This window comes from Shewanella sp. NKUCC06_TVS, assembly GCF_019345515.1.
Lineage (GTDB): Bacteria > Pseudomonadota > Gammaproteobacteria > Enterobacterales > Shewanellaceae > Shewanella > Shewanella oncorhynchi.
Map to the genome: position 1 here is coordinate 41,414 of NZ_JAHKQX010000021.1, position 24,702 is coordinate 66,115.

18 protein-coding genes and 1 riboswitch are annotated in these 24,702 nt (G+C 42.9%); of the genes, 7 read left to right on the forward strand and 11 right to left on the reverse strand.

Going from position 1 to position 24,702, the window contains the following annotated elements; translation table 11 throughout:
* Nucleotides 1-238 precede the first annotated feature (238 nt).
* On the forward strand, nt 239-3,679 hold the full coding sequence (rne, locus tag KO531_RS19805) for a ribonuclease E (protein ID WP_219252062.1): 3,441 nt from the start codon (nt 239-241) through the stop codon (nt 3,677-3,679).
* 1,004 nt (nt 3,680-4,683) lie between these two features.
* Here rne and KO531_RS19810 read toward each other — a convergent pair.
* The 4 genes from KO531_RS19810 to KO531_RS19825 form a co-directional block, all read right to left on the reverse strand.
* Nucleotides 4,684-4,893, reverse strand: a complete 210-nt coding sequence (locus tag KO531_RS19810) for a cold-shock protein (protein ID WP_011789734.1) — start codon at nt 4,891-4,893, stop codon at nt 4,684-4,686.
* 307 nt (nt 4,894-5,200) lie between these two features.
* Complete coding sequence (gene rlmA, locus KO531_RS19815; protein WP_219252063.1) at nt 5,201-6,016, reverse strand: 23S rRNA (guanine(745)-N(1))-methyltransferase; 816 nt, start codon at nt 6,014-6,016, stop codon at nt 5,201-5,203.
* 39 nt (nt 6,017-6,055) lie between these two features.
* Nucleotides 6,056-6,883 (reverse strand): hypothetical protein, encoded by an 828-nt coding sequence (locus tag KO531_RS19820; protein ID WP_219252064.1) that lies wholly within the window; start codon nt 6,881-6,883, stop codon nt 6,056-6,058.
* Between the two features lie 288 nt (nt 6,884-7,171).
* The gene (locus tag KO531_RS19825; protein ID WP_219252065.1) at nt 7,172-7,579 is read right to left on the reverse strand and encodes a DUF1398 family protein; all 408 of its coding nucleotides are present in this window, start codon (nt 7,577-7,579) and stop codon (nt 7,172-7,174) included.
* A 452-nt stretch (nt 7,580-8,031) separates the two neighbouring features.
* Here KO531_RS19825 and KO531_RS19830 point away from each other — a divergent pair, with 452 nt between their 5' ends.
* Entirely contained in the window at nt 8,032-8,955 is a 924-nt protein-coding gene (locus KO531_RS19830) for a hypothetical protein (RefSeq protein WP_219252066.1), read from the forward strand.
* A 174-nt stretch (nt 8,956-9,129) separates the two neighbouring features.
* Here KO531_RS19830 and KO531_RS19835 read toward each other — a convergent pair whose 3' ends face one another.
* Complete coding sequence (locus KO531_RS19835) at nt 9,130-11,394, reverse strand: TonB-dependent receptor (protein WP_219252067.1); 2,265 nt, start codon at nt 11,392-11,394, stop codon at nt 9,130-9,132.
* 211 nt (nt 11,395-11,605) lie between these two features.
* Here KO531_RS19835 and KO531_RS19840 point away from each other — a divergent pair, with 211 nt between their 5' ends.
* A complete protein-coding gene (locus tag KO531_RS19840) occupies nt 11,606-12,067 on the forward strand; it encodes a Fur family transcriptional regulator (protein WP_219252068.1) in 462 nt (153 codons plus the stop codon).
* A gap of 335 nt (nt 12,068-12,402) precedes the next feature.
* Here the strand turns inward: KO531_RS19840 and KO531_RS22495 are convergent, their stop codons facing one another.
* Complete coding sequence (locus tag KO531_RS22495) at nt 12,403-12,621, reverse strand: Arm DNA-binding domain-containing protein (RefSeq protein ID WP_251069025.1); 219 nt, start codon at nt 12,619-12,621, stop codon at nt 12,403-12,405.
* A gap of 953 nt (nt 12,622-13,574) precedes the next feature.
* Nucleotides 13,575-14,315, reverse strand: coding sequence for a carbonic anhydrase (locus KO531_RS19850; protein ID WP_219252069.1), 741 nt, complete (start codon nt 14,313-14,315; stop codon nt 13,575-13,577).
* Between the two features lie 550 nt (nt 14,316-14,865).
* Nucleotides 14,866-14,977, forward strand: a riboswitch (yybP-ykoY riboswitch).
* A gap of 11 nt (nt 14,978-14,988) precedes the next feature.
* Here KO531_RS19850 and KO531_RS19855 point away from each other — a divergent pair.
* Nucleotides 14,989-16,074: a hypothetical protein gene (locus KO531_RS19855; RefSeq protein ID WP_219252070.1), complete on the forward strand. Its 1,086-nt coding sequence runs from the start codon at nt 14,989-14,991 to the stop codon at nt 16,072-16,074.
* 725 nt (nt 16,075-16,799) lie between these two features.
* Entirely contained in the window at nt 16,800-18,521 is a 1,722-nt protein-coding gene (locus KO531_RS19865) for a potassium/proton antiporter (RefSeq protein WP_219252072.1), read from the forward strand.
* Nucleotides 18,522-18,659: 138 nt separating this feature from the next.
* Here KO531_RS19865 and KO531_RS19870 read toward each other — a convergent pair whose 3' ends face one another.
* From KO531_RS19870 to KO531_RS19885, 4 genes are all read right to left on the reverse strand, one after another.
* On the reverse strand, nt 18,660-19,697 hold the full coding sequence (locus KO531_RS19870) for a hypothetical protein (RefSeq protein WP_219252073.1): 1,038 nt from the start codon (nt 19,695-19,697) through the stop codon (nt 18,660-18,662).
* 242 nt (nt 19,698-19,939) lie between these two features.
* Nucleotides 19,940-20,554, reverse strand: coding sequence for a hypothetical protein (locus tag KO531_RS19875; protein ID WP_219252074.1), 615 nt, complete (start codon nt 20,552-20,554; stop codon nt 19,940-19,942).
* A 240-nt stretch (nt 20,555-20,794) separates the two neighbouring features.
* Entirely contained in the window at nt 20,795-21,241 is a 447-nt protein-coding gene (locus KO531_RS22500; RefSeq protein WP_251069026.1) for a tyrosine-type recombinase/integrase, read from the reverse strand.
* 544 nt (nt 21,242-21,785) lie between these two features.
* The gene (locus tag KO531_RS19885) at nt 21,786-22,004 is read right to left on the reverse strand and encodes an Arm DNA-binding domain-containing protein (protein WP_219252075.1); all 219 of its coding nucleotides are present in this window, start codon (nt 22,002-22,004) and stop codon (nt 21,786-21,788) included.
* Nucleotides 22,005-22,180: 176 nt separating this feature from the next.
* Between KO531_RS19885 and sbcB the strand changes: the two genes are divergently transcribed.
* Complete coding sequence (gene sbcB, locus KO531_RS19890) at nt 22,181-23,599, forward strand: exodeoxyribonuclease I (RefSeq protein WP_219252076.1); 1,419 nt, start codon at nt 22,181-22,183, stop codon at nt 23,597-23,599.
* A 211-nt stretch (nt 23,600-23,810) separates the two neighbouring features.
* Nucleotides 23,811-24,701, forward strand: coding sequence for a cytidine deaminase (cdd, locus tag KO531_RS19895; protein WP_212599913.1), 891 nt, complete (start codon nt 23,811-23,813; stop codon nt 24,699-24,701).
* The last annotated feature ends 1 nt before the right edge of the window (nt 24,702 follow it).

Sequence of the window (24,702 nt, forward strand, 5' to 3'; positions counted from 1 at the left end):
TTTCGAAGGATATTTTAACTTGTCGTCAGACAAACCGATTCGACTTGGGCATTACCGGAACGAAACTAAAGAATTTATGGGGTTGGTTGATGTTTTACAACGAATTCCTTGTTTTTGTAATCATTAAAAAATAAGCCATAAATAGGATGCGACACGCAGCGACTGCGTCTAACAGTAATGCGCACCTCTTGCCTAGCCACCAGCCGTGAGGCTCAGTTGACCTACTGCTAGGCCCGTAATGCAGCGAAGCGCGATGTTTGATGACCTCTATTTAAAGAAGAATGACGTCATCATGAAACGTATGTTAATCAATGCAACTCAATCAGAAGAGTTGCGTGTTGCCCTTGTTGATGGGCAACAACTGTATGATCTAGACATTGAAAGCCCAGGTCATGAGCAAAAAAAATCAAACATTTACAAAGGTAAAATTACCCGAGTAGAACCGTCTTTAGAAGCCGCTTTCGTCGACTACGGTGCCGATCGTCACGGCTTTTTGCCACTGAAAGAAATCGCTAGAGAATATTTCCCGAAGGGATATTCGTTCCAAGGTCGCCCAAATATCAAAGAAGTGGTCAGTGAAGGACAGGAAGTTATTGTCCAAATTGACAAAGAAGAACGCGGCAATAAAGGTGCAGCCTTAACGACCTTCATCAGCCTTGCAGGCTCTTACTTAGTATTAATGCCAAACAACCCACGTGCTGGCGGGATTTCTCGTCGTATCGAAGGTGATGAACGCACTGAGCTAAAAGAAGCGATGGCTGACTTAGAAGTGCCTGCGGGCATGGGTCTTATCGTGCGTACTGCGGGTGTAGGCAAAGAATCTGCCGAGTTAAAGTGGGACTTAAAAGTTCTACAACACCACTGGGCGGCGATCACCGAAGCTTCACAAGTTAAAGGCGCACCTTTCTTAATTCACCAAGAAAGCAATGTGATAGTTCGCGCTATTCGTGACTATTTACGCCGTGACGTGGGCGAAATCCTCATCGATCATCCACGTATTTTTGAAGAAGCGAAGCAACATATCGCCTTAGTTCGCCCTGATTTCGTTGAGCGCGTAAAACTGTACGAAGCTGAAGTGCCATTATTCACTCACTTCCAAATCGAATCACAAATTGAATCCGCCTTCCAACGCGAAGTGCGTCTGCCATCTGGCGGTTCGATTGTTATCGACCCAACTGAAGCCTTAACCTCAATCGATATCAACTCTGCCCGTGCCACTAAAGGCGGCGATATTGAAGAAACAGCACTTAACACTAACCTCGAAGCCGCCGATGAAATTGCCCGTCAATTGCGTCTCCGCGACTTAGGTGGCTTAGTGGTTATCGACTTTATCGATATGACGCCAGTGCGTCATCAACGTGAAGTTGAAAACCGTTTACGTGATGCTGTGCACCATGATCGTGCTCGCGTGCAGTTAGGTCGCATATCTCGTTTCGGTTTGATGGAAATGTCACGTCAACGTCTGCGCCCCTCTTTAGAAGAATCTGCAGCGCATATCTGCCCTCGCTGTCATGGCCAAGGCACGATTCGCAGTACCGAGTCTTTAGCACTGTCAATTTTACGTTTGATGGAAGAAGAAGCCATCAAAGAAAACACCTCACAAATCGAAGCGATTGTGCCTGTGGATGTTGCAGCTTTCTTGTTAAACGAGAAACGCAAAGCCATTCGCATCACAGAACAGCGTCACGATGTCGAAGTGTATGTGATACCTGACGCACACATGATGACGCCTGATTACCGCGTGATCCGTCACCGTAGTGATGATGAAATCAGTGAATCAAGCTATAAGCGTATAGAGCATCCTGAAGCCAAATTGTATGAGCCACGCAAACTGGAACGTACTGCGGCGCCTATTCCGGCATTAAAAGGTTTTGCAGCGCCACAAAAAGTAGAACAAGCCCCATCACCAACGGTGAAAGTTGAAGCGCCACAACCAGGCTTCTTCAGCAAGCTTGTGAGTGCAATCAGTGCCATGTTTGCGCCAAGTGAAAAAGCTGAACCCGTAAAAGTTGTTGAAACTAAAGCAACTGATACCAGTGCGGCTAACGCAAATCGCCGTAACCGTCGTAATGACACTCGCCGCCCACGCAATGCCCAAGATGCCGACAAAGCAAAAGAAGGCACTCGTGAGCCGCGTAGCCGCAATCCAAAAAAGCCGACTGATGCAGTAGTCAGCACACAAGAACGTCCAGTACGCGAAAAAGAAGAAGCGGCTAAACGTCCAGCTAAAGCTGAACCGAAGCCACGCGTACAAGCGCCAAAAGATGTTGTTGCCGACATTGAAGCAGATGATGCCCCTAAGCAAGAAGTCGCCCGCGAGCGTCGTCAGCGCCGTAACATGCGTCGTAAGGTGCGTATCGATAATGGCCATAATACGCCAGATAATGCGATCCCAATTGCACCTGAAGATGCCGCAGAAGTGTTAGCGGAAATTGCAGCCCTTAACGCCGCAGCGGCAAGTACTATCAGTGTTAATGCCAAAGCTGAAGTCATTGCACAAACGCCAGTAGAAACTAAAGCACCAAGAACACGTCGCCAGCCTCGTAAAGAAGCCGCACCCGCTCAAGAAGCGCAAGAAAATATTGTGCTAGAAGAGACAACTGTAATTTCTACTGTAGTAGAAACACCTGCGGTTGATGCTGTTAACACAGCTGAAAACACCTTAGTTGACACAGCAGCTCATACTGTAGCAGCGGATGCATTATCGCAAGATAGCGAAGTTGATTCAGACAACGAAAATGCTAATGCTGATGATCAATCAAAACGCGAGCAAAGAGATGGTCAACGTCGTAGCCGTCGTAGCCCTCGTCACCTTCGTGCAGCGGGTCAACGTCGTCGTCGCGACGAAGATGACCAAGGGACATCAACCCCAGCGCAATTTGTTCCAAATGACGAATTAGGTGCTGACCAAGAGTACCCAAGCGAAATCGTCAGTGTTCGAGTGGAAACTCCTGTTGTTGCAACTCAAACAACAGCGGTAACTGAACCGGCCGTTAAAACTGCTGACGTCGAAATAGCTGAAACAAGTGCAACTCCAGCTGTTGAAGCTCCTGCTGTTGTTAAAGTAAAAACAAAAGTTGAGCCTCAGCCTCAAGCAAATGACGTTGCAGCAGTTGAAACTCAGCAAGTTGAAACTAAACCTGTTGTGACTCAAACCACTGAAACGAAAGTGGAAGAGCCAAAGGCTGCTGACGTAAAAGTTGACCTTGCGTCAATCGTTGAAACTCAGGTGACCAGCGTTACTGCTGAAGCCGTAGTCGCTGCAGTCCCTTCAGTTGAAAGCTCAGTGACTAAATCAGTAGCAGAACACAAAGCTGAAGTAGTTAAAACCGAAACACTTGTCGAGCCAAGTGTTGCACCGAGCGCTGAAGTAAAAGAAGCCGTGAAAGCAACAGCCTCTGCGCCAATGGCCAGACCGGCAGCTATCGCTAAGCCTCAAGCCACAATACAAACGGCTCCAACAACACCGCAAACCACGGATGCAGTTATTGTCAGCAAGCCGAAAGCCGCCAGCCGCTTTGGCTCTATGGTGTCTTCGGATATGACCAAGCCTGTCGTTGAGGTGAGAGAACAAGTGGCAGTCCCTAAAGGACGAGAGTATGAGAATACTGCGAACGAAGAGTCTACTGCCAAAATCAAACTCGCTAATGGTGCAGAGTCGGATATGGCGCGTCCATAATCACTTAAGCTAAACCAGAAAAGCCATGCAATTGCATGGCTTTTTTATTTACACTGTAATACTCCACAATATTTAAATTTAGCTCTATCCATTTTTCGGCTTAATCGTAGTCCCCTTGAATAACATAACTCATCAAAAGATCCTCAGTATATAGTTATCAACTTTAAGTATTCTTGTATTGTCACTAACGTCACATTAGAAGCAATAAACATGCTAACAAAATATTAGGCCAATACCGCCAGTAGAAAGGGCACTTAATCCATTTAGTGCTAACTGTAGACCCTCCTTTATAAGTTAGGGAAACTAGTCGAGGGAGAGCATTATCCCGCTATAAAGTGGCCGATAATTAAGTTGGATTAGCAGTCTAAAGCTTCTGTCAGAAATACTTAAATGTACGAAATGCAAGGCATCTCAATAGCAATATTCGTTTTTTGGTCGGCTCCAAAACACATCATAAATAAGCTAATGTTCTTTAATATCAAGCACTAAACGCTTTACCAGCCTCAAATCTTTACTACAAGGCTTTCAGCCTTAGGTGCAGCTTAGTATATGTAGGATGACTAAGTGCAAGAAATGTAAATGCACCAATAATATTCGGCAATATCTGAAGTCACTGATTTACAACAAATGAATGATTAGACACATTCGCGTTCGACATTGAATATAAGATTACGCAAAAACTAAACTCTATAAGAGCAAGCGTTAAGAGTTAGTATATAAAGGAATTGAATGTTAAAGGGGTAAAAATAAGGAGAGTGTATCAAATGGTTTTATTGAAAATCTTGGAGATATCAGAATTGGGTTCTAACAGAGAAAGATTAGAGGATTAACTTCAGATTTAAGCATTAAATTAATGCGACATGTTAAGTGGATCTCGTCGCTTTACTGGATTCAACAATCTAAACTAAATGAAATTTCATCTTTCGCAAAAATAAAAAGAGCCACGGAATTAACCATAGCCCTTTAATCCATTGCTATCAGCTCTAGGCTAACAGCACTGAAAATTAACCAATGATAGTTACGTTTTCAGCTTGTGGACCTTTTTGACCTTGAGTCACAGTGAAAGACACTTTTTGGCCTTCATCAAGAGTTTTGAAACCGTCAGAGTTGATCGCACGGAAGTGTACGAATACATCTGGACCAGATTCTTGCTCAATGAATCCGAAACCTTTGTCAGAGTTGAACCACTTAACAACACCAGTAACTTGAGACATAATATAAATCCTGTAAATAAAAAATTAAAGCCTTAACGGCGGGTGGAGCTGGAAAATGCCGGTATTACTTATGTTTACAGGACGAACTGGTCGTATTGAACACATAAATATAAGCCCAACCTTCAAGCTGATAAGACTATAAACCATTCTAAAGATAAGTCAACACACTGCGACACTTTGGATTATTTATTTTGCCTAAATCTACTTTACGGTTTTGCAACCGGCTAGCAGAACACTAGGTTCATGCTGTTTAGCAAGTACAGTTAAGCATTTTAAATAATTTATTTCAATAGCTTAATCTTATCGCTTACTTTGAAATCCGATGCACTTCAATTTGGAAATCCAATTCACAGTTCAGTCCTTGCAACGCAAATGCTTGCTTTTGGGCATGAGTAAACTTCCAAGCATAGGGCGTCATTTCTAAAAAATGAGCAATATGTTCACTGTTTGCCAGTTCTAACTGGGAGATTAAGCGCTCCTGATGAAGACACTCAAATCCAGCAATATGCGCTGTGGAAACGGGATGTAATCTTGGCTCAGCATAAATTTGTTGTTTCAACGCAAAATGGTGTAAAGGTCCCGGAGAAACCGTTATCAGTAAGCCTCCATCAGCCATAATCCGTTGTAACTCTTCTACTTTTGAAGGGGCATAAATACGAATGGCAAGATCGACACTTTGGGATGCGATTGGCATTTCATAGGCACTTGCGACACAAAATTGCAAATTAGGGTAACGTTTAGCTGCATATTTAATTGCAGACTTAGAAATATCTATACCTTGTAAATTGCAATCATGGTGCTGGCTCAACACATGGAATAAACGTTGACTGTAGTACCCTTCCCCACAGCCTATATCGAGGATTTGTTTTGCTTCGACACCAAACTCAAGCGCGAGCTCATTCACTCTATCACTCAAACCTTGATAGTAACCCGCGTTTAAAAATTCACGCCGAGCAAACATCATCTGTTTATTATCACCAGGATCTTTTGAGTTTTTCTTCTGTACAGGTAATAAGTTGACATAGCCTTCTTTGGCCATATCAAACTTATGTTGCTGTAAACAACCCCAAGTTCGCTCCGTTAACGTCAGTGGGGCGGCACACAGGGGACATAAATAATGCATAATGGACTCTTATCATTTAGCTAAATTTGGGTAAAAAGTTTATGTTTCGTCTTCCATCAATCGATCTACCATCAGGGTCAATTCCGGTGAAGCGAGTAATTCATAACACTCTAATTTTCTTAATAGCTTATCAGTGTTATCAACATCATTAGCAGCGCGGCTGTAGTTTGGTCGCTCAAACATATGGGTATAGGTTCTAAATAACCATTGTTGTTTCTGCAGTAGCAAGGGATCGATCCTTAATACTTCATCAGCAAGGCTGGCGTGACATTGACCAAGCTCCCCGCGAATAAACGACTGCAATTCTAATCTAACCTGCTCGATTTCGGTCATGTAAATTGCAAGAGATTCAGATGATGCGGCATAGTCGTAGTGCCTTGCTAACAGTGCTTTAGCAACCATTAACGCTTTGGGCTCGTGCAAAACCCGCAAATCCGCTTCTAAGGGTACTAACTCAAACTTTGAATTGGCTTGTAAGGCAAAAGTTAAGTCATTATCTGCACCTAAATGACGAGTCGTGTCTAAGGTAAAAGATACACCTCGCCTCAATTCAGCCGCACAAAATTTCGCAGCAGTTCCCATCCGTGTATAAAGCCTAAAACCTTGCCCAATGCTGCGGGTTATTGGCGTATTGAAAGCCTGAGGGCTTTGCGGTAACGATTCGACCTTAAGACCCATAAACGGCTGGAAGCGGATGACTATATTTTGCTGAATTCCGGCTTCAGCTATGACGATAATCTCTAGTAAAGGGGCATTGATCGCCTGTGACACAATAAAATCACTCACATCGTCGGGTAGCCGTAATGTGAGTATTGATGCCTTTTCAATATCAAGCACCATAGGTTCATTTAGAAATTGATGGTACATAAGACATTATTCTCCTATTTAACCGCAATTGTACCGTCCAATACCAATTAAAATCACCCCGTAAACCATTACCATCGCAAGATATGACTTAATCTTCATGATGCCGTAAATCGGCATTCGAGAAATAGTAGTGACATTGCGTGGTAGCATATTTATGCCTCCAGTGATCTATAACGTTAAGCACAGGAAGATGTAAGTGACGTATACAATGAACTTCACGTAACCATTCACCCAATGTAAAACTCACGATGCACCCTGCCCAGAAAGTGACGAGCCTAGTCAGCATTGTTAGACATCGCTCGGCTTAGCACCAGAAAACCATTCGGTATGCTGGTCACCTTGACGGCCAAAATAGGTTACACGTTTACCTCGCAAAAACACGAAATAACCTTGAACTCCAGCATTCATAGCGCGCTGGCAGAAAAGCCGAAATGTTTGCCCATGCTGCTGACTATCCAAGATGGCAGCTCTGAGTTCAATCACATTAAAATTTTCAGCAATTAATGGAAGCCACTCAAATGATAAAGATGCTTGCACTGTAGAACCTGCTGCGCTATAGAAAGTAAATGACTTCGTGGCATAGTCTAAATAGTAATACTCGACACCTTCAGCAATAAGATTGCCGACAATTTGAGGAAATGGTATTAATCCAGACAAGGTTGCTTGTGCAGATTCTAAAATTTTATCCGAGTTCATTGATGTCCTCTCTGGGTCTTGAGTGGTCAATTTATATGTTTAACATCAGCAGTAGAGCCAAAGTGATAGCACTGTAAAAACCTGGAGCATGCGCCGGCGCTGGTTAAACGCTCAAAGCACGTTCTCATAAATGATTAACGCAATAAACACGACCTTCAAACTTCCCCCAAAATCGTTGCCAGACTACAAACACGTTTATGCATATATAACGTAAAGCCATATTAAAAACACTATGGCTAAACAACATAAGGACTTTAAAATATTCTGCGAGCCACTCGCACCCAGTGCCAACACCGTTGGGCTGTCTAAATTGATTTACAACTCACATAAACCCAAACTAAAAAAATATATCATTTACGCTTATCATCTGTTTCTTTATCCCGCAAGCCATCTAGGCTACTGCTAAAATAAGCACACCGAATCAATTTCAACCTCTAGCAATGAGTTTATTGATGGATAATTTACAGCGACTGGGCATTATTTTTTGTATTCTTTCCCTGTGGGTCTTGGCAAACATACCCGTCACTTCTGCTAATGATCAATTCATTATCAATCAGTCAGAATCCAAGCTTGATCACAGATATCAGTATACTTATGACCTTTTACAATTAGTTATTGATGTAACCAAAGCCGATTTTGGTGAAGCATCACTACAAGTCTCAGATCTAATAATGAGTCGAAATCGTATCTTCAGAGCATTACAAGAGGGTGAAACCATCAATGTTATTGCAGAAGCCTCTAACCTACAGTGGAATAAACAGCTTATTCCAATAAAAATTCCCATTAGAAAAGGCATTCAAGGATTTAGAATTTTTATTATTAAAAAGGAAAATGTACCTAGGTTAGCTCAAATCACCTCGCTAGCGCAGTTAACTGCTCTTGATACTGGTTCAGGTAGCCAATGGTCAACTAAAGTTGCCATGCAACAAGCAGGATTTAAGATTATAGAAAGCAATCAATATGACAGTTTATTTAATATGTTATCAAAAGGACGGTTTATAACATTTGGCCGCGGAGTGAATGAAGTCTTTCAAGAGGTTAAGCAGTTTAATCAACAATATCCAGATCTCGTTGTTGATGAAAGCATCATGCTACATATTCCGCTAGCGACATATTATTATGTTTCACCTAACAAACCTCGCTTAGCTCAGCGAATACAAATTGGCCTCCAGAGAATTATCGATAATGGTCAATTTGACCAGTTATTTTATCAACGCCATTGCGATTTTTTGATAAAAAGTAAATTGAATCAACGATTATTTTTTAAAATTGACAATCCTTTTATATCTGAATCAGAAATGACTTCCATTGTCGGTAAAGATTTCTTACTCAATCCAATGGATGACTTTTCCATATTATGTAAGAAATATCATTGAATAGGCTTCATCAGATAAACGCTTAGGGTCCGTCATGACTTAAAAACATCTCTCGGAAAATAGGATAAAAAACAGCAAATCGCGGCTTGAATTGAAGGAGGTTAGATTTTTGGCCTTGGGTATCAAGAAATCAAACGAAAACCTTCAAGGGCATTAGCCTTGAAGGAAACTTTTTTAGAATTGCACTCTGACACCAATAGCCGCTGAGCGACCTGGCATAGGGGATAAATGCCTTAGGAAACTGTTATGTGGGCGCGCATCTACATCGGTAAGATTATCTAAGCTTAGGTAGAATTGAGTCGGCACTTTCGAAATGACTTGATCTAAAGTGATATTGGCTCCGAGCAAAGCATAAGATTCAGAGGGCCTCTCAAATCTGCTAACGTCACTTTGTGAATGATAGCGAACATAATCGATGGACACAGTAAGCGCATCATACTGCCAATTTAGTGAAGTGCCTGTTTTGGATTGTGGTGTACGAGGCATTGAAGTGCCTTCTAAGCTACGGCGAAAGAATTCGTCCCGCTCACCAGTGAGAGGTGGACGAGTACTAAAGATGTCGTAACTACCATCGTATTGATATCGAGGAGTATTTCTCACTCTGTCAGTAAATGCGCTGAGTTCAAAAACTCCCCACCTTTGCCACGGGAAGGTATAGATAGCTTGTACCTCTAACCCTTGATTGTTTGTATCTGCTTGGCGCCATTCACGAACATAAGTACCATTACGCTCAAGGCCTGTACTACCAAGATAAATAAAATCATTGAATTGATTTTGATACCAACTTGCCATTAGCTGTAAATCGGCGATTTTAGCGGTGGTATTTATTTCAAAGGAGTGATTAATTTCCTTTTTAAGATTTGAGCTGCCCTGTTCTTCAATTAACAGAGCATAGTGTGGGTTACTGGCGTAAAGCTCATTCATTTCAGGAGCACGCTCGGCATGAACGTAATTGACTCGTGTTGACCAATTTTGCAATATGTCCCATTGCAGTGATCCTGAGTAGCTTTGGAGATAAAAATTTCTATCTTTAACATTCGCTCCTGAGCCTCGACCTACCTTGTAACCCTCTGCGTTTACTTGGTGCTTAATCGCATCATAACGACCTCCAAACTCAAAAGTAACCGGACCAAAGTGCAGGGTTTGTAGCGTATAGGCTGCATAGTTTTGACTATCGACATCAGGCATGTAATTGTCATAGCCCTCCCCTTTATAGGCTTTAGTGTCGTACTGTAATCCTAAGACACCATCGAAGTTTGATGTCCAACTATGATAGAGCTTAGGGCTAATGACCCAAGAGGTAAGTTCGAATTGGTTGACGGATACCTCTGCCATATGCTCATCATCGACTTGATTCGAATAGGCGCCATCGAGGCTAAATGAGTTTATCCAATTGTCATCCCAGTTTTCGACATACTTCATATCTACGCGATCACCACGGGAGAAAATTCGAATATTACCCCGTTGATCAAAATCCACTGGTGCGCTGCTGCCACGACGCATAAATCCCGGAATACCGCGATGAGTGTCCGTATAACCGTAAGCCAAACCCAAAAGACGTTGTTGGCCAGTGTAGCTTCCGCCTGCCGAGAATGATGATGTGTGGTGGCTGCTGTTAAGCACAGTGCCATTACTGTCTATTGAGTAGTCGGTGATAATTTGTTGTTCTAAAGGTGTAGCATCTTCATAACGTTTTAATTGATTGTTCATCTGCCACACAGGTTGCGCATATTTGATTTGGCATAGATCGGCAAACTGTGCGGCACCTACGACTTTTGACCACGTTTTACAATCGCTGTCTTTAGAATATCCAGGAATATCGTAGTCACCACGGTCTTTGTTGATCATATTAAGCGCAAAGTTAAAAGATTCATTCCCTGCGGTAAGTTTTGCCAGTGCGGTACTTGTACTATTGAAGCCAGCTTTCACTTCAGCGCGGCTGTTAAACCCATTGATTGGACTTAATGGAATACGACCATCTTGGAGATCAACAATGCCTGCCATCGCTTGCCCACCATAGGCAATCACAGCTGTAGGACCTTTAATGACCAAGATACTGTCAGCAAGAAAGGGCTCGATGGGGATGTATTGATCCTCACTCACCGACGACATATCCTCAACTTGAGTTCCATTGAGCAACATTTTAACCCTGTTTCCACCAAATCCACGGATTTGTGGCCTACCCGATGAGCTACCAAAAAAACCACTGTCTACCCCCGGTAATTGGCTTAAAGTTTCTCCTAAGGTATCGGCTTTACGATTATTAAGTTCATCGCCGCTGAGTTCGATTTTACTGGCTTGTATTCTTTGACTTAGTGGTTTTTCTAAAGCATGCCCAGTGACATTGATACGTTCAATAGGTTCTGCTGAAACAGCTAAAGTGCCAACACCTAATAACAGAAGGTATTTGTGGAAGTTCATTTTGTGGGTCGTCTCCATATGATTACTGCTAAAAATGATATGTTATAACGTATCATTATGTATCAATCGGGTTCAATATAAATGAAAGTAAATTAAGTTACTGATTGTAAATGGCAATCAGAACAACACTCGGTATGGTGACTGATGATTGCTAACAAAGATTGTCATTAGAAGGGGTGGATCAGGTAAACTGTGCAAGTATGATCATTTCAAAAAAATTGGCAGTTCTATGACGGGAAAAAATCTTGATTTACTGCGTGAAGTAGTGAAAAAGTGTGAAGAAAAAGGCATCAATCTTACCAGTAAGCGCAAAACAGTACTTATCGTATTACAGGAACATGATGTTCCTTTGTCTGCCTATGAAATTGCCGATGTGTTAAAACAAAGTTTGGGCGAGAGTTTACCCATAATGTCTATCTATCGCATGTTGGATTTCTTAGTACAGGAACAATTAGTGCATAAGTTATTAACGGTGAATAAGTATATTGCCTGCCATCATGTATGCGATCATCACATTCACAATCAATTTTTAATTTGTAATACTTGTCAAAAAGTCACAGAGATAGCATTGCCCACTGCTCTTGTTGAACAGTTACAGTTGAATGTTAGCCAAGCGGAATTTACCTTATCGAGCCCACAGCTTGAATTAACGGGTTGGTGTCATGAATGTCAGCAGCAACATAATAGTTAAGTTATGTACATTAACTAATTTGGAACGCTATTTATCATGGTTGCTGAACTTATTCCATACTCACAGTAACGCTATAAATCCCCCAGCTTCCGATATTCTGGTCGATAATGTCCGTCTAAAATCATGGATATGCCAGTCTTGGTTTAATATCGCGGACTAGCTCATTAATGAAAGCAACATTACCCGGTCGCTTGCTGTGGGAAAGCGCCATGGCGAGTGATATAAGTTCCACTGTTCTTATAATATCTCGAGTAAAGCGGAACTGATCGGCCTTCGAATGTGTTAAGCGGTTTCCAAAACGCATGGGGATCTATAATATTTACCCATGAATTTAGTCACGCAGGGACCAGCTTACATGCGTCAGCAAGTTCTAAATCTGGGTAACGACCAAAGGTTAAGCACCCTGATGGATTATCAATCCTAAATCGATACTGCCATGTTATAGTCCCTGCAGGGGTAATACGAACGCTTAAGCCGTCGCGGTCTGCAAGCTCTGGTTTCTCTAAATATGGTTTGCCGTTTATTGCACGTAACCAATTGTCAGATAAAGACATTTTAATTCCCCTGTGTACATGTGATTTTAGCTAATCTGACGCAGAACCCAATATATACAGATATGTACTCACATCTAAGTTGTAGCAAACTAAATTGATGTGAATGACAACGAATCCCAATAAAGCTATTTAACTTTCAATAACATCATGTTAAATGCTTTAGAGAACGAAAATAAATGAAGATGAAAGATGATAAAGCTGGGTCAATATTTTAGCACGACTACGGGAACATGTAAGATTAACCATTGATTTATAATAAATATGTACAAACTTCGTTTAAGAACCTTCCAATATCACAGCTGCTAAACAACAAAATCACTTCTAAATTCGATACTATTTTTAATTGCAAAAAAATGTTGTCTAATTATGTTTATCTATTAAAAATTGGTGTGTATGACAAGTGCTTAAGAACTTCCGGCTCAATACTTCTGATTACTTTAGCAGAGTGTTCTAATTCTAAATTAAGCTCAGACCAACCATCAGTGCTCATAAACTCTGCCAGTAGATAACAAATCCTAGGTGTAACGGCTCACAATCGAAATCCCTTGTGCTCGCCATTAGCGCAATCTTCGGCTCAGATGAAGTGACAATAAAATCTTACTGAGCTCACATTAAGTGATAGACAGATGACGGTCAGCTTTATTGGTAGTGCTTAATTTCAATGCAGTGTTCAGTTTACAATAGTGTTCTGTCGCGCAGAGTTTGCGTCAGCAAGGCGAGCTCCTGATCTTTGCTTCAAACCCGAGCATAACCGTAAAAGGCCATTGTTATAAAAAATGTCTCGTTAGGCTTTAGATGAGGAAAACATAACATCCAAATGAGACAGAAAAACCGTCTCATTTGGATGTATGCTTTAGGTATACTCAAAACATACATTAGCATCAGAGATAAAATTTAATAATCTCTTAGTAGAGTGCGAGGCAGACTTTTGGGGCTACGGACTTCTGTTGCAGTTATACCTCGAAAAACTCAATCTTACCGCCAGTAAGGTGATACATACTACCAACGATTTTAATTTTATTCTGGTCTTCCAGCTGTTTCAGTACCGGGCTGTTTTTGCGGATATTCTCGATAGTCAGTTCAACATTCTTCCTTGCCACAGCATTGACAAAATCGTAATTACTCCCTTTACGCTCTCCGGTGTACTCGGTTTTTTCAATAGCCGGTTTAATTTCATTCAGCAGGCCCGTCAGGTTGCCTAGTTCTGCATTATCAATAGCGCCACGTATCGCACCACAGCGGGTATGCCCCATAACCAGCACCAATTTCGCACCAGCAAGAGCACAGGCGAATTCCATACTGCCCAATATATCGCGATTACTGATATTACCCGCAACACGAGAATTGAACGTTTCGCCGATCCCCGCATCCAGCACAATTTCCGCTGGCGCACGTGAGTCAATGCAGCTAAGGATCACTGCAGCAGGATACTGACCCGTGATACTGTTGCGTTTCTGCGCCAAATAATCATGTTTCGCCGTGCGATTCTCCCGGAAGCGCAGATTGCCCTGCTTAAAATGTTCAATCACAGCCTCAGGTGTCATACCATCACGTTCATCTTTACTGAGGGATGCCGCAAAAGAGATAGAGGGCACCGATAAGGCCGCCAGCCCAGTTACCGAAAGGGCCGAGACAGCAAGTGTTTGTTTCAGGATTGTCCGGCGTGAGGGTTGAGCCGGTTGGTTATTTTTCATAATGTTCTGCAGTCCAGTTTGTTGAGTTAACAAAGGTTGTTGCGATAGTACTGTTAAACAAATCACAGCTTCAACCTAATGATAGTGGAGACCCAGTCAACGCGATTAAATACGGGCGGCAGGGTTACAGGTATGGCGTTTTTCATTTGCAGTTATTGTGAGCCAGAAGCAATGGATAGCTAGCCCGAGGGATTTCGATTGCGAGCCGCCACACCTAGGTTCTTCCACTGATGCCTGTAACATTCCTGATAAACGAAATATTCCAAAATTTGTATGAATACGATTATCGAAAATTTCTTCATATGCTGCCTATAATTTCGCAGCTCAACTACCATAAGTCTAACAAAGCTAAGAGAAAGGGCGCATAAAGCAAAGATCAAAAGATCACAAAATAGATCTGTCAAAGTTGTTGTTTCCCGCATACCTACTATTTTCAACTTCTGAGCAGAAAAAAAATAACAACGCAAAATCAATACAATGCACAGAGCTTGAAATTATGAGCACACTAAAACCTAATGGCGACATTTACCTGCAAGAACGGTAAAATGCCCCCATTGTCATTGGGGAGTAGTCATCCTTAGCCTCCCACTAAGGAGTCCACGTCAACAAAATTGAGGTCTAATACCTCATGGCGTGGTCAGCCTCTGCGAATGCGGAGAGCCAGGCGAGACCTTTGGCCGCAATACGCTTTCCCAGCCGGGCGAGCAGTGTTGTCGTGCCATTGGATTATTGCTCGCCCGGCCGGATTGCTCACATGATCCTTACTCTTACTCTGTTTTTCCTCTCAGCAGGTACCATTTATTTGGCCTGCGAATACTTCGTCAACGGCATCGAATGGTTCGGCCGCCGTTTGAATCTTGGAGCTACTGCAGTAGGTTCAGTACTTGCAGCCTTCGGTACAGCACTACCTGAAACGGCGGTGACCTTCATTGCCGTTGTCTTCGGCAAAACACCAGAGCAAAAGGACATTGGCGTCGGCGCAGCCATGGGCGGTCCGCTCGTGCTCGCAACCTTAGCCTATGCAGTGGTCGGCTTGGCACTGATTTACCACCATCGCCGCCTTCAACGGGAAACGTATCATGTACGTGCCGCTCACACCCGTATGAGTCACGACCAGCTCGCCTTTCTCGCAGTGTTTGTAGTGAAAGTAGCACTTGGCCTAATCGCCTTTGCCATCAAGCCGTGGCTGGGTGTCTTGTTTCTCGCCGCCTACGCAATCTATGTCTGGCGCGAAATTCAGGAGAGCGACACAGCGCCTGAAGAAGAAGAGATTGAACCTCTCAAAATTCAGCCTTCCGTGACGGAGCCATCGTTAAAATGGGCGGCGCTGCAAGCCGTGTTGTCCCTGATAGTCATAGGCATTGCATCCCATATATTCGTAGGTCAACTTGAGGCCATTGGTACAGCGCTACAATGGTCACCACACTTGGTAGCATTGCTGCTGAGTCCGGTGGCGACGGAGCTGCCCGAGATGATGAACACACTCATATGGATTCGGCAAGGAAAGGAACGCTTGGCATTGGCCAATATTTCTGGTGCCATGATGATTCAGGCAACGATTCCCAGTGCGTTGGGTATCTTCTTTACGCCATGGCTTTTTGATGGCCCACTGATGGCGGCAGGAGTCATTACTGCTTTGGCTATTATTTTTCTGTGGCAGCTATTTCGACGAGGCGTTGTCGATGCGCGTGCATTGGTCGCAGTAAGCTCATTGTACGGCGTATTTGCCTTGCTGATTGCGTTCTACTTCCCTCTCTAAGGAGCAAAGTGTCAGAGAACGCCGTGTGGTACGGCGTTCCTATTTGGCTAAATTTGCCCTACACGCCAAGAGTGTAATGTTAAATTTTGTAAATATTGCAAAAAATTGATTTAAATGAATTAAACTTTTCAGCGATCCTTGTGACCATCACTAGTGATGATCAATGTATATATCTCGTCACAAAAGCACTACGCACAGCGATATACCGCCCGAACGATTTGGTTGCGCACTATGGTGGTGAGAAATTTATTTGTCTATTACCGGATACTCAGCATTTAGGCGCGATGAACATACCTCATCGTCAACGCAGTGCTCGCTTTACATTTACTCTAGTTTCCAAGCGGTCACCATTAACTGGCGTTGTGCGTATTCAACCTCATCGGCATTTGAAATGGCAAACGCTTATTGAATCCGCAGATAAGCAATCATACTTAGCTAAAAGTATGGACGTAATCAAGTCAGCAGGGCCACCTTGCTACGGTAAACAGCATTATTGAGTGCCAATCGTAAATTTTGATTTTTGAAATTATCAAAGTTGAAATGTGAGATGAATCATGTAGTGTTTGGATAAATAGAATCATTGACTACAAGACCAAAATGCATCACGCATTTGACGATTTCTAACTGATAATTAGGCTTAGTGAAGTATCTTTTTAGAGCTGGCGCCGTCATTGAAAGCTCTGTAATGGTTTAATTTCCCTACATTAATTAAAGAGAAACTATTTATGTTTGTGATCGATCAAATTATTCTCCTCGCCGCGATTTTGATTATTCTTGGTATTTTATCCAGTAAATTGTCTGCGAGATTGGGTTTACCCGTACTGGTGCTCTTTCTCATGGTGGGCATGTTAGCTGGTGAGGATGGCCCTGGAGGTATTGTTTTTGATAATGCACAAATTGCTCACGCGCTTGGGTCTTTAGCTTTAGCAATTATTTTGTTTGATGGTGGTTTGCAAACACCTATCGCGTCGATTAAGCAAGTGTGGAAGCCTGCTTCTGTGTTGGCGACTTTAGGCGTATTGGTGACAGCCATGATCACTGGTGCTGCAGCGGCTTATATTCTAGATGTTTCCTTACTTTACGGTTTACTGATTGGTGCCATTGTTGGTTCAACCGATGCCGCCGCCGTTTTCTCATTACTGCGTAATGCAGGTATTCATATCAACCCACGCCTTAAAGCCACATTAGAAATTGAAAGTGCGACTAACGATCCTATGGCAATTTTTTTAACAGTTGGCTTATTGGAGGTCATGGTCAAAGGGCTTGAACCAGGGACTGGATTATTGATGCTGTTTATCCAGCAAATGGGTATCGGCTCCGCAGTGGGTTTAGCGGCAGGCTGGTTATCAGTACGTATTATTAATCGTATCCATCTGACGACCTCTGGATTATATCCTGTGATGGTCGCGGCATTTGGTTTACTGTCCTTTGGCGTAGCAGCTAATCTTGGCGGCAGCGGCTTTTTAGCTATTTTTATCGCTGGTGTGGTGATAGGGAATAGTCGTTTTGTTTTTCAGCGCAGTACCTTTTTATTTCACGATGGTTTGGCATGGTTAGGTCAGATTGTTATGTTTGTTTTTTTAGGCTTGCTGATTAATCCTTTATCTTTGCTGGATGTCTGGCAGGAAGGACTGATGATTGCAATCGTCCTAACCTTAATCGCGCGACCCTTGTCGGTAATCCCTGTACTGAAGATTTTTAGCTTTAATGCGCGTGAAATTACCCTAGTATCCTGGGTTGGGTTACGTGGTTCGGTGCCTATTATTCTGGCTATATATCCGCTGATTTATGGCCTGCCTGGTGCCAGTCTTATTTTTAGCGTAGTGTTTTTCGTCGTGTTAATTTCAGCGACAATACAGGGGTCAACATTACCCTGGGTTGCACGCGCTTTAGGACTCACGGAACCGCCTCCTGCGACACCTGCAGCGACACTGGAAATTACTGCTTTAGGCGATGTGGATGCTGACATTGTCGAGTATCAATTGGGCGATACCTCACGGGCTTCTGGTCGCCGTTTATCCCAAATGGCTTTACCTGACGGTACAGTAGTAGCGATGATAACCAGAGGAAACAATGTAATTCCACCTAGGGGATCAACCTTCCTGTATGCTGGCGATCATTTATTTATTGTGATGAAGCCCGATGTGCGTGAGTTTGTTGATCTGGTTTGCTCTGGTGTTGCAGAAGCCAATCATTATGAATTACCTACGAGTGAATTGAAGTTGAAAGGCTACACCAAAGTAGCAGATTTAAAGCACTCCTACGGTATTGAACTCTCTGCTAATGATAATTTGTCATTAGATGAAGTGCTACGTCAGAGCTTGACTGACGAGCCGACCTTAGGTGCAAGTAAAGATTTTGGGGAAGTAATATTGCATGTTCGTGAGATGGTGGGTTCGAGGATTGCGACGGTGGGTATCGTACCGAACTCAGCCAATGAAAACTGATACCAAAACAATCATTTGTAAATGCCTAGCCTCATTGTAATCAATGTAGAGATCACACCTAAGCTCAGTGCATCATTTAATAGCGAATGAGTTTGCATAGGTATCTGTCTGCATTTTTGATAAAATCCGGTCAACGGGTTAGCAGTCTTGAGCGACTATGGCTCCAAACCAGCTTAGGCCATTGACGATTGTTTTAATGACGCCTTTAATAAACCCTATATTGAATAGTTGCGAGATAAACTGAAATATCAATGTTGCCTTTTTCAGCGTGGTAGAAGCACTGCTTATACCGGTGATCAGTCTCTCCAAGCCAACTGCTTCAGCCCCCAAGGCTTGTACTGCCGCTTTTACCATGCTGTCAGTTCGCATAATGCGTATGCTTGCAAGTTGCAGAGCAAGCAATAACACATCAATACAGAATGTTGCGATTGATTTAGTGCAAGGGGAAATTGCCTCTAGATCAATTGCTTCTATTGCTACACTTTCGTTCTCCGTTAACGTTAAAAAACTTTGCATTTCGACATTAGTTGGCAGTTGGCCTGTGATAATGGCTGCCACAAGCTTTTCTATCTGTGCCGGTGTAGGTTGCGAATTGGGGAACCACTGTTCGAGAGTCTCAACTGACTCTTTAAGAACTGCACCTAGATGAAATTGCTCATAAGGTCCGACAGAGGCTTGGCAATTTACGGTGCCAAACCCTGCAGCACTAAACGAGGGCGATTGCTCTCCGGCCATACGAAGATAGTTACTTGGAAACGCATTTGACTCTATTGAGGTTAAGACCCCGCTGACGCTGTCGCTAAGCACTGCGACATTGAATTTTTCCCAAGGACCAATCGATGCTTGGCAGTTTACGGTTCCAAATCCATTGCCATTAAAAACGGGTGAAGCTTCACCCGCCATCCGTAAATAGTTGCTCGGAAACGCCATAGACTCAAAGGAGACTGTGCCATCGCCGTTACGAATAGCGTTAAAAATTTCCCATGGGTTTTTATCTGGATCATTTTGGTCTGCCTGACAATTAACGGTACCAAAGCCATCACCATTGAACTGTGGTGAATCCTGTCCAGACATTCTCAATAAGCATTGTGGAAATTGATTGGATCTGATCATGACAGGAAATGTTGAGGGGAATATTGGATCACTATTTGAGGCAGAAGTGTTAAACGTGCTCATAACAAAAGTCCTTTTTAGTTAACTAACAAAGCTATACATCGTCATTGATAACATAGCGTTTTAATGAGCTGAAAAACTGCATCTAGCAGCCCCTAAAAGAAGGCTGTAGCGATCAGTTCATCATTTTTAAGGTTAGTTCAAATGTGACTTTTAACAAAGGCTCACTTCGCTGGATGTTCAACAACAATCGCGTTAGTGGCAATAGTGAACTGATTGAATCATTCATGCGATATTTTGATGTTTTACCGTCCTATTCTATCGGGCGGCAGCCGAGACGTTATGTACTCTAAACCTGCTTGATAGCCTGCGGTTTCTGTTGTGTCACCATTTTTGGCGACTAAATAAGTGGCTTTAAACATCATCAACTTACAGACGGTTAGATAATAAAAATCATCGTCTTGCTTGAAAGCACAAAACTTTTTCCACGGTATGGTGATGGATTTACCGCTAGGGGACACAAACGTTAGCCTCGAGGCTGTGGCGGTCACTGTATGGCCCCCTTCTAGGCTCGCAAGGCTCTGTAAAGTTGTGTTTTCAATCGTTCGATCCAGAGTGGTTATCTTGCCTGCAAATTTGTTAGCTTGATTTTCGGCGATGTTTTTTAATACAAATTTCCACACAAGAAGGTAAGTGATAGCGCAAATTGCGATTGCGATATATGTCTCTGGGGTGTGAATTTCTACGAAAAAATAAAACATTAGTAACGGGGATAATAACGGGATCCATAGGAGTAATGCACGAATGATAAGGGCATATAACCACTTAGCTAAACGAGCATTCTTTGCAATGCGTGCTGAATTTATTCTTTCCGCGATTGTGATTAACTGTTCCCGCGTGATTAAAAATTTTAGTTCCATGACGTCCTTGCTTAACGTTAATCCGAACACTGTGCCAAGTGCATGATTAATTGAGTTGAAATGACTAAACCATAAATAAAGCTAATATTGAACAGATAACAGTTTACCTTATGTCGAATTGAGCTCCAATGCACCTAATTACAAAGGGGTGTTTCTGCTGCACTGCAACGCAACTGATTTACATACTGAATAAGCTCACCATTTTCTGCTGTCAGCGACAAACATGCCTACCCCTTCTTTCTAACACGACAATTTTTCTAACACGACTATTTTGCTATCACCCAGAGCGGCCAATCTCAGCTTATTTGTCCATTGTTCATAGGCCTCAGTTTGATCATCTAACCAATCATGTTTATTGTACACCGCCATCACCCCGCCTAATAGATGGCCTAGCATCTTCTCTGCCACATGGGGCAACACCCCAGCTTCTAACATTCTGGTCGATAATGTGCGTCTAAAATCCTGAATACGCCAGTCAGGGATTTCTAGCCTTAGTTTGATCTCGCAGACCAGCTTATTTACTGAAGCGATGTTGCCTGAGCGCTTAAGATCGTTTGCTGCGGGAAAACTCCATAGTGAGTTATAGAGGTTCCACTGTTCTTGCAATATGTCGAATAAGGCGGGACTGATTGGCCTCCGGATTGACAAATTAGTTTTGCTATTATTTATCGGGAAGGTCCAGACCATCGACTCAAGATCAAAATCTGCCCGCTTGGATTTTAATATTTCTGATATACGCCCCCGTTAGTAAACATGCCTTGATAGCATTGGTTACTGCTTTGGTCGCGCGGCATTTATCAAGCTCACGGATGATTTTGCCACACTCTAGAATGGTGAGTACTCGCGAACCGACTTCGGGCGCAGAACCCACATCACTGACTCGTAATTGAAGAACATCAACAAGCGACATCATCTGCCGGCGAACGGACCAGCTAAGTACCGTCTTTAACTGTTTGAGTATCGCACCTGCGGTAACTCGACTATAAATTGCCTTTATCGAGAAAATCTATCCACTCGCCGAGTGTGACACTTTCGACTTTGCGATCAGCAAAGCATCATAGAGATGTGCTCTAAAGCAGGATTGGTAAGGAGTAACAGTTCCCAGCTTAAGTGCTGCACTTCGCGCCGATAAAAACTGTTCACAACAATCCCTCAGTGTTGTCTGGTCCACGAATGTGTTGCGCTGTTTCCAAAACACACGTGGATCTATATTATTTGCCACTGAGTTCCGTTACTCAGGGACCAGCTTACGTGCGTCAGCAAGTTCTAAATCTGGGTAACGACCAAAGGTTAAGCACCCTGATGGATTATCAATCCTAAATCGATACTGCCATGTTATAGTCCCTGCAGGGGTAATACGAACGCTTAAGCCGTCGCGGTCTGCAAGCTCTGGTTTCTCTAAATATGGTTTGCCGTTTATTGCACGTAACCAATTGTCAGATAAAGACATTTTAATTCCCCTGTGTACATGTGATTTTAGCTAATCTGACGCAGAACCCAATATATACAGATTATGTACTCACATCGAAGAGCTGCATACTAAATTGATGTGAATGACAACGAATCCAATTAAAGCAATTTAACTACTGATAACATGAAGTTACATGCTTTAGAGAACGAAAATAAATGAAGATGAAAGACGATAAAGCAGGGTCGATTTTTTGGCACGACTACGAAACATTTGGAGCGAACCCAGCGAAAGACAGACCCTCGCAATTTGCTGGTATTCGCACGGATTTAGATCTCAATATCATCGGCGAGCCTGAGACATTCTATTGTAAGCAAGCCACTGATTATTTGCCGTCTCCGGAAGCAATATTAATCACAGGGATCACTCCACAGTTAGCTAATTTAAAAGGCATCCCTGAAACTGAGTTTATGGGACGAATTCAAGCGCTATTTAGCCAACCAAACACTTGTGTTGCTGGTTATAACTCACTGCGTTTTGACGATGAAGTGACCCGTTATGGCTTTTATCGGAACTTTATCGATCCCTATGCCCGTGAATGGCAAAATGGCAACTCTCGTTGGGATATCATTGATTTAGTGCGCGCTTGTTACGCATTTAGGCCCGAAGGCATTAACTGGCCGACAAAGGAAGATGGCTCTCCGAGTTTTAAGCTAGAACATCTTACCCAAGCGAATGGTTTAAGCCATGAGAAAGCCCATGATGCTATGTCTGATGTGTATGCGACCATCGCTATGGCAAAACTCATTCGCGAGAAACAGCCTAAGTTATATCAGTACTATTTTGACCTGCGCCGTAAGCAAGCGGTTAGCGATCAAATCGATGTGCTCAATATGCAGCCTTTGGTTCACGTGAGCTCTAAAATTAGTGCGCGCAATGGTTGTGCAACGTTGATTTCACCCGTAGCGCACCATCCAACTAACAAAAATGCCGTTATTTGCGTTAATTTAGCCATGGATTTAACACCGCTATTCGAGCTAGATGTCGAGCAAATTAAAACGCGCATGTATACGTCAAGGGCTGATCTTGCCGAAGATGAATTACCTATTGCAGTAAAACAAATTCATCTTAATAAGTGCCCTTTTATCACCTCGGCAAAAATCCTCAGTGATGAGCACGCCGTTCGTTTAGGCATAGATAAAGAATTTGCCAGAGAGCAGTATAAACGCCTAAAACGTCACCCAGAATTACGCGAAAAACTGGCGCTATTATTTGAGCACGATGACAGCAGAGCGACCACAGATCCCGATTTGATGCTGTATTCTGGTGGGTTCTTTAGCCAAGCTGATAAAGCAAAAATGGAAATCATCCGTCATACCCTACCGCAAAATCTAGCGGCGTTAGATTTGCAGTTTGATGATCCACGTATTCCTGAGATGCTGTTTCGTTACCGTGCCCGTAATTACCCTGAACTACTCGATGATACAGAGTCGCAGCGCTGGCGTGAATTCTGTCAAAATCGCTTAGCCGATCAAGACTACGTACTTAAATTAGAAAATTTGCTACAAGAAACACAAGCGGATGAGACTAAGCAAAGGCTACTTGCTGCCCTTTGTCATTATTTGCGTGAACTTTAAATTGTGTAAATTCAAGCTTAAGTCTTTTGTTTTATAGTCTTAAGCTTATTTGTGTGCACCAATAGACTCACTCTATACGTGAGTAACATAAGTTTATCACTCTCGATAGCACTGACATTGACAGCGCATAAACGCGAGCTAACTCGCATTTATGCTGTAACAAAATTACTAGAATGTTCTTCCATGAACTTAACAAATAAGGAATAGGGAAATGCAAGATAGATTCATTCGTAGCATAACCCAACTGCCAACGCCGTTAGCCGATGCACTTATCCCAATGTTGCACCAGAATTTTGCTGGACACATTGATGCGCAGCAACTTGCTACGCTAACAAGTGCAAGCAAAATGACCGAAGCAGAAGTGTTATTAGCATTACTGCCGATAGCAGCGGCATTGGCCAAACCGCCTATCAGTGAGTTTTATGTCGGCGCGATAGCCAAAGGTAAAAGTGGCGATATCTACATGGGTGCCAACTTAGAATTACCCGGTGAAGCGTTATTTCATTCTGTCCATGCAGAACAAAGCGCTATCAGCCACGCATGGCTCAGTGGTGAAAGCCAAATTGTTGATATTATAGTTAATGCCAGTCCTTGCGGTCATTGTCGTCAGTTTATGAATGAACTGGTTGAAGGGAGCAAGATCAGCATTCATCTACCCGCACAGGAAAGCCATCCTCTGGCCTATTATTTACCCTATGCTTTTGGGCCAAAAGACTTAAATGTCACTTCGCCCTTAATGGCCAAGCAACAAACTGAATTTGCGTTAGACAGTGCCGATCCTATGATCATAGAAGGCTTAGATCATGCAGGTTTAAGCTATGCACCTTACACCCAAAGTTTTGCCGCTGTGGTATTAGAAACCCATGATGGCGCAACCTATTGTGGTCGCTACGCAGAAAATGCGGCATTCAATCCTTCTATGCTGCCTATGCAGATGGCCTTATCAAACCTTGCACGCCACAATCGTGAGTTTAGCGATATCAGCCGTGCGGTTTTAATTGAGTCATCTCAAGGAAAAATCAGCTTAGTTGGCGCGACTATGGATGCGCTCCATACCGTTGCCGCCATCGAACTTGAGCACATAGTGGTAGATCCAGTGTAAC